The organism is Gordonia sp. ALPHA1B1, from assembly GCF_005502615.1.
Classification (GTDB): Bacteria; Actinomycetota; Actinomycetes; order Mycobacteriales; family Mycobacteriaceae; genus Gordonia; species Gordonia hongkongensis.
Window position 1 is genome coordinate 1 of record NZ_SCOC01000077.1, and the last position, 6,053, is coordinate 6,053.

7 protein-coding genes are annotated in these 6,053 nt (G+C 59.2%); 6 read left to right on the top strand and 1 reads right to left on the bottom strand.

Annotated elements, in window-relative coordinates:
* The first annotated feature begins 179 nt into the window (after positions 1 to 179).
* The gene (locus FFS52_RS23740) at positions 180 to 329 is read left to right on the top strand and encodes a hypothetical protein (RefSeq protein WP_156524372.1); all 150 of its coding nucleotides are present in this window, start codon (positions 180 to 182) and stop codon (positions 327 to 329) included.
* 135 nt (positions 330 to 464) lie between these two features.
* On the opposite strand, the gene FFS52_RS23335 is transcribed toward FFS52_RS23740, so the two are convergent.
* Positions 465 to 941 (bottom strand): PaaI family thioesterase, encoded by a 477-nt coding sequence (locus FFS52_RS23335; protein ID WP_004023289.1) that lies wholly within the window; start codon positions 939 to 941, stop codon positions 465 to 467.
* A 258-nt stretch (positions 942 to 1,199) separates the two neighbouring features.
* On the opposite strand from FFS52_RS23335, the gene FFS52_RS23340 reads away from it, so the two are divergent.
* Genes FFS52_RS23340 through FFS52_RS23360 form a run of 5 tightly spaced genes read left to right on the top strand, consistent with a single transcriptional unit; the run spans position 1,200 to position 5,856 of the window.
* Positions 1,200 to 1,934, top strand: coding sequence for an ABC transporter permease (locus FFS52_RS23340; RefSeq protein WP_033206584.1), 735 nt, complete (start codon positions 1,200 to 1,202; stop codon positions 1,932 to 1,934).
* 10 nt (positions 1,935 to 1,944) lie between these two features.
* Complete coding sequence (locus tag FFS52_RS23345; protein ID WP_014928961.1) at positions 1,945 to 2,808, top strand: ABC transporter permease; 864 nt, start codon at positions 1,945 to 1,947, stop codon at positions 2,806 to 2,808.
* Positions 2,809 to 2,816: 8 nt separating this feature from the next.
* Complete coding sequence (locus tag FFS52_RS23350; RefSeq protein ID WP_004023292.1) at positions 2,817 to 3,854, top strand: MlaD family protein; 1,038 nt, start codon at positions 2,817 to 2,819, stop codon at positions 3,852 to 3,854.
* Entirely contained in the window at positions 3,851 to 4,864 is a 1,014-nt protein-coding gene (locus FFS52_RS23355) for an MlaD family protein (protein WP_004023293.1), read from the top strand. The genes FFS52_RS23350 and FFS52_RS23355 overlap by 4 nt, the downstream gene beginning before the upstream one ends.
* Entirely contained in the window at positions 4,861 to 5,856 is a 996-nt protein-coding gene (locus tag FFS52_RS23360; protein ID WP_004023294.1) for an MlaD family protein, read from the top strand. The genes FFS52_RS23355 and FFS52_RS23360 overlap by 4 nt, the downstream gene beginning before the upstream one ends.
* The last annotated feature ends 197 nt before the right edge of the window (positions 5,857 to 6,053 follow it).

A 6,053-nucleotide genomic window follows, 5' to 3' on the forward strand; every position in this document is an offset into this window, starting at 1 on the left:
CATGCCATCCGGGTGGCCCGGTCCTTGAGTTCCTCACTGTACTTGCGTGGTGCTGCCATGCTCTCCATCCTTCACAGGTTCGAGAGCCTCCGACAGACCCGGGGCGGTTCAACTGTAGCCAGGACGGAAGGAAGAGAGCTGCACATTCGAGGGAGCTCGCCGCCCTCCCCTCCAATCCTGTGAGAACAGTGCTGCCGGTGACCGTTATGGTTCAGCCGCTGTGTACGAGCCTGATGCTGCAGCGCCGCGACTGGTGGGCGGGCAATCCGCTCGGCCTGACCCTCGCGGTCAAGCCGGTCCTTGCGGTGTTGTTTTCCTGTCGCTACTGAACCGGCAGTGGAAGGCCGAGCGTTTGCAGTTCCAGCCCTGTTGACCGTCGCAGCCTGACCGCTGGCGGTGGATCGCCGAACGTGGTCGCGTACCTCGCAGAGTTGGCGGCGCGCAGAACGGAGACGCGTGCGGCGTCAGTCTGACCGCGTGAAGTTGGCGAAGAAGTCATCGATTGTTGATACGTCGGCATAACGTCGAAAGTGAGCAACGTCGACCTTGACGAAAACACCGCTAGAGGTGAAGTACGTTTGCTCATCGAACGATCCGGCGGCCGCGATGTGCAGTAGGCGATCCGACTCGTGGTCAATCCAGGCAGTGAGACGTATGGGAGTGTGCAGCGGGACCGGCCGGCGGTATTCGACGGTCAGGGTGCGGGTCACCGCGGGGGTCCGCGCGATCCACAGGGTGAAACCCATGATGTCGTCGCAGGCGGCCGAGATCGCGCCACCGTGCGCCAACCCGGGCGCGCCGAGGTGTTTCTCGTCGAAGGTGTGATCGGCGTACACCCGCTCGCCGCTCCGGTAGACCTCAAGTTGAAGTCCGTGGGGGTTGCTGCTTCCGCAGCCCATGCACTGGGACGAGTGTGCCGGCAGTCTTGCTTCGGGGGTCATCTCTGATCGTTGTCCTTAACTCAGCCCGCCACCTACGCAACAGGGTGCGGGGGGATCGATGAGGTGTGGGAACCGGTCCCGAACACGGTCTGTGCTCACCACTATAGGTAATACTGCCAGTACCTGATACTGTCCATTACGCACACGCGAATGGAGTGGCGCACACCACGCGCACTAGGGGGGGAGATGGCCATCACCACCGGCACAGGCGTCAACCGTCTGCTAGACGGCGCTGCCACTTTTGGTAACACCGTCGGCTTGGCTGGTCAGGCCCTGCGGTGGGTAGCAGTAGACATTGCTACAGGACGATTTCCGTTTCGCGAAGCCGTATCGCAGACCTGGTTCGTCATCGTCGTGACAACTCTGCCGGCGATTCTCGTAGCTGTGCCATTCGGTGTCATCGTGTCAGTACAGGTGGGTAGCCTCACTCAGCAAGTTGGGGCCACGTCAATAGCTGGCGCCGCTGGTGGCCTCGGGATTATTCAACAGGGAGCGCCCATCGTTACCGCCCTCCTACTCGGGGGCGCGGCCGGATCAGCGATTGCCTCTGATTTGGGTGCTCGAACGATTCGCGAAGAAATTGCTGCCATGGAGACACTCGGACTCAATCCGATCAGGCGAGTCGTAGCGCCCCGGTTCGTATCTGTGTTGATCACCGCGCCGCTGCTCTGCATGCTAATCGTCTTCACCGGGCTGCTGGCGGGCTACGCCATCAGCGTCGACGTCCAAGGCATCACACCAGGCAGCTACGTCGCCTCGTTCGCTTCGTTCGCATCGATAACAGACATCGTTGTCGCTCTATGCAAATCGCTTGTGTTCGGACTTGTAGTGGTGACGATTGCTTGTCACCGCGGCCTGTCGACGAAAGGCGGCCCTAAAGGCGTCGCAACCTCAGTAAATGCCACCGTAGTACTGGGCGTCGTCGCATGCTTCGTGATCAATGTCTTTATCACGCAATTAACAACCATGTTCGTCCCCCAAACTATTGGATGAGAAACGCCTCGTGACCACCGTTCCCTCCCGGAGGTTCTCCGCCGCCACCCGCCCTGTCGAAGCCGTGATCGCGCCAGTTGTACACGTACCTGAACGCTTGGGGCACGTCGCGACCTTTGTGATCGCCGCGGTCCTCGGCATCCGCCATGTGATCACCACCTACCGACGCCAAACCCTGCTCTACATACAAGAATTCGCCTGGGGTAGAGGTGCAGTCTTGGTCGGTGGTGGAACGGCCATCGTCCTCGCCATCCTCGGCATCGCCGTCGGCGCCTCAATCGGTATCCAGGGTTACGCCTCTCTGGACCTCGTAGGGATGGGTTCACTGACGGGGTTCATCTCTTCCTATGCCAACACCCGAGAGCTTGCGCCAATGATCGCGGCGATCGGGTTCGCAGCACAAGCCGGCTGCCGGTTGACAGCTGAGATCGGCTCGATGCGCATTTCCGAGGAGATCGACGCTCTCGAGGCTATGGCGGTACGTCCTATTCCATTCGTCGTCAGCACTCGCGTAGTTGCGTCGATCACGACCGTGATTCCTTTGTACATCGTCGCGCTTATTCTCGGATTCGGGGCCGCCAAACTCGTCGTCACACAAGTTCACGGCCAATCCGGCGGCACTTACGATTTCTATTTCGACCAGTTCCTCAAACCTCAGGATCTTGCCTTCTCGCTTATCAAAGTTCTTGTATTTGTCATTTCTGTAGTGATTATCCATAGCTATCAGGGCTACTTCGCCACAGGCGGAGCTGAGGGGGTGGGTCGAGCGTCCGGTCGAGCGATCCGCACGAGCCTCATAGTCATCGTCGTGGAGGACATGATCTTGACCCTTCTGATGTGGGGATTCGATTCCGGCGTACGGATTTCAGGGTAGGGGGTTCAGTGGCTGTCTTTCATGATCCGTCCGGACGCGAGCCGTCGCACGGGAACCTGGCCCTTCGGGGGGTCGCCCTATTGATCCTCGGCGCGATAGCTGCCTACTTACTGATAAGTGACGCTAACGGCGACTTCAGCGATCACACGTCGTTGACCATCAACACCGACGCGATAGGCGACGGATTGAAGGGGGGATCGGATGTGAAGTACCTTGGGTTCACCGTGGGGGAGGTCTCGAGCATCGCGGTTCGAGACCGTGGCGCGGCGGTCAAAATCAACCTCACCGGTTCCGGTAACGACCTAGTTCTCCGGCAGGGCATGACGGTGAACTACACCTCGTCAAACGCATTGGGACCAACTGCACTGGAGATCGTAGATCCTGGACAAGGACCACCCATCGGTTCCGGCGGGAGTGTCTACGTGAGCAGGTTGCAATCTGAACAGACCTCGGTGTCAACGCTTGTTCGCAAGATCTCCACGCTGGTCGAGGCACTGGACCAGCCCTCATTTGAAGCGGTAGTGAGGTTCATCGTTGAGGACTCGCAGGCAATGGCTGATAGCGGAAGACTCGTTCTCCAGATTGCGCAACTCACGCGAGATGTCCAGAAACGGCCGGTCGGGGAGGACCTAGGAATTGCGGCTAACCTGTCCACCGGAGTCGCCGACTTCATGACGCCGTTTGTCCCTGGCGTCTTGAAGAACGTCGATATCGCTGACTTTTTCGCCACCCAACAAAACATCGACCGCACGAAGAGTAATCTCGGCGACACGGGAAAGGTTCTTTTCGGTGGGCTCGGCGGCCTGCTCGATAAGAATTACCCAGCCCTGAGTTCGCTGTTAGACGTCGGCCTTGACCTAGCGCGGCCCGTCGCCAGATCCGCCTCGGGGCTAGTTCGCACGGTGTACACGATCCCGCAGATCCTCGATGGCATCGACAAAGCCTTGCCGAAATTCAACGAACGGGTCCAGCTCCAGCTAGCACTGGTGGTCCAGACGTCGCCTGCCCTACAAGGCGCATTGAGAATGGGGGGTGCCACGCGATGACTCTGAGGTCGCTAACACCCACAATCATTAAAATCGTCGCTTTCATCGCTCTCATCGGAGTCCTTTCATATGTCATCATCGCGATTCTGCAGCCGACCAACGAAGGGTCACCCAGTTCGCAGCGTTCCGCGGTGTTTGCCGACGCTTCCGGACTCAAGCCCCGCGACGGGGTACGACTCGCTGGAGTGAAAGTGGGATATGTAACGGCTGTCGATCTCGAGGGCTCAACAGCGATCGTCCGTTTCCAACTGGATGACGGTGTCGCGATTACCCCCGCGACGACTGCCGCTGTGCGTTACCAAAATCTGCTGGGGCAGCGGTATGTGGAACTCATCAATGCCGGACAAGGCGCCGACCAGGACTCGATCACACAGGTGGCACTCGAGAAGACCGTCCCGTCCTTCGACGTATCGACACTATTCAACAGTTTCAAACCAGTATTCGATACATTGAATACTGCGGAAATCAACGAGCTTCAGTCGAACCTTCTACGGGTTGCCCAGGGAGACGGTCGAGGTATCGCACCAGTCATGAAGCAAGTCGCGAACATCACTGATTACGGGAACCAGCGTTCAGAGATCATCACCAATATTGTGACGAGCCTGGGGCAGGTGTCCGACCAGTTGATGGGGCGCTCCGCTGAACTGGTTGAGTTGATAGACAAATTGGGGTCAATCGTCGATGCGTTCAGCCGCGTGAGCGATCGACTGCGGGCCTCGCTGCGAGAGGTCAACCGTTCGATGGCAAAGACTGTACTCGCCGGTGAGCAGATCGAGTCGACCTACGACACCAGCTTCGCGGCTATCTTTCAGAGATTAGTGCGGGAGCCAGGGGATACAGAAGGCCTACTGAATGGTGCCGTTCTCCTGAAGCCGCTCCTGGACGCCCTGGCCGCAACATCCAACGCGACTCCCCCGCCCTCGGCGGCAGGGTGTGCCCGAGGGGTGCTCGACCTACCGAGAACAGTGCAGATCGCCCTGATGGGTCAACGACTGGTGGTGTGCCAGTGACCCGTTTCTTCGGCAAGCGTCCGCATCACCGCCCGCAGCGTCGGCGGGACCTCATCCTGGCGGGGGTCGTAACGATGGTCACGGTGGCCGGTCTCGTCGCCGCCGGAGCTGTGTATATCTCGCCGCCCGGACAAACTATCTACAGCGCGGAGTTAGTCAATACCGGCGGATTGGAAGCTGGCGACCAGGTACGTATCGCCGGGATCAGGAAAGGCAAGGTAGCGTCGGTCGACCTGACCGGAACGTTCATCACCGTGCGGTTCCGGCTGGATGACTCGATTGCCGTTCGGTCGGACGCGACGGCGAACGTCCGTCTCCTCACCCCTATCGGTGGACGTGTATTGGACCTCGACCCAGGTTCAGGCCCGTCGGCCATTGACGGCGCGATCCCACTGGTGCAGACAGGCAGCACCTATGATATTTCCAGCACCCTGGAGACATCTACACCGGTGTTCCGTGACGTGCGTGGTGTTGATCTACGGCGCACGGCGGCGTTGCTACAGGATGCCTTTTCCGACGGAAACACCAATATCCCTGATGCCCTGCAAAACGCGAGCAGCCTGATGGACTTGCTGGAGCGTCAGTACGCACAACTCGACAAGACGGTGGCTTTGTCCGACGAGTATGTCGCTGCCCTCGCAAACCGCAAGCAGGTACTCGTGGACTTCCTACGCCAGCTCAGCTTCCTTGCCCGCACCCTTGGACCAGACATCGCCAACGTCCAGAGCGGGTTCGATTATCTACGTCGTCTTTTTAAGTTGCTGACCCGGCCGCTTGTCGCGTACCGCGACGGTATAGAACCATCGGTACAGCAGTTTAAGATCCTTCTAAACAAGGTGTCGGCCCAGATGCCCGCCTACCAAGACGCGCTGGCCCAGGTCGATCAGATCACCAGAAGACTGAGCATTCTCCTCAATGCTCCGCAGGTCGGACCTGCGAGTCCTGAACCGACCGTCCGCGTCTGTATCCCGATTGGTGATAACAAATGTTGACGGAGCGGATGCGTCGGCATCTGATCCCGATCGCCACCATTGTCACACTGGCAGTAGTGATCGGCGGCGTCGGAATCGACTATGGGGACTGTCGTGAGAACGGTGTAAGTGGCCTTACCGCCCTCGGTGTGTCGGGGGCAGGAAGGTCGCATCATGACCGACACTCTGGTGGCTGTGGAGCCATCTGATGAACACGA

Coding starts and splice junctions, on each gene's coding strand:
- FFS52_RS23335 (WP_004023289.1), bottom strand. CDS start 941: ATGACCCCCGAAGCAAGACTGCCGGCACACTCGTCCCAGTGCATGGGC.
- FFS52_RS23355 (WP_004023293.1), top strand. CDS start 3,851: ATGACTCTGAGGTCGCTAACACCCACAATCATTAAAATCGTCGCTTTC.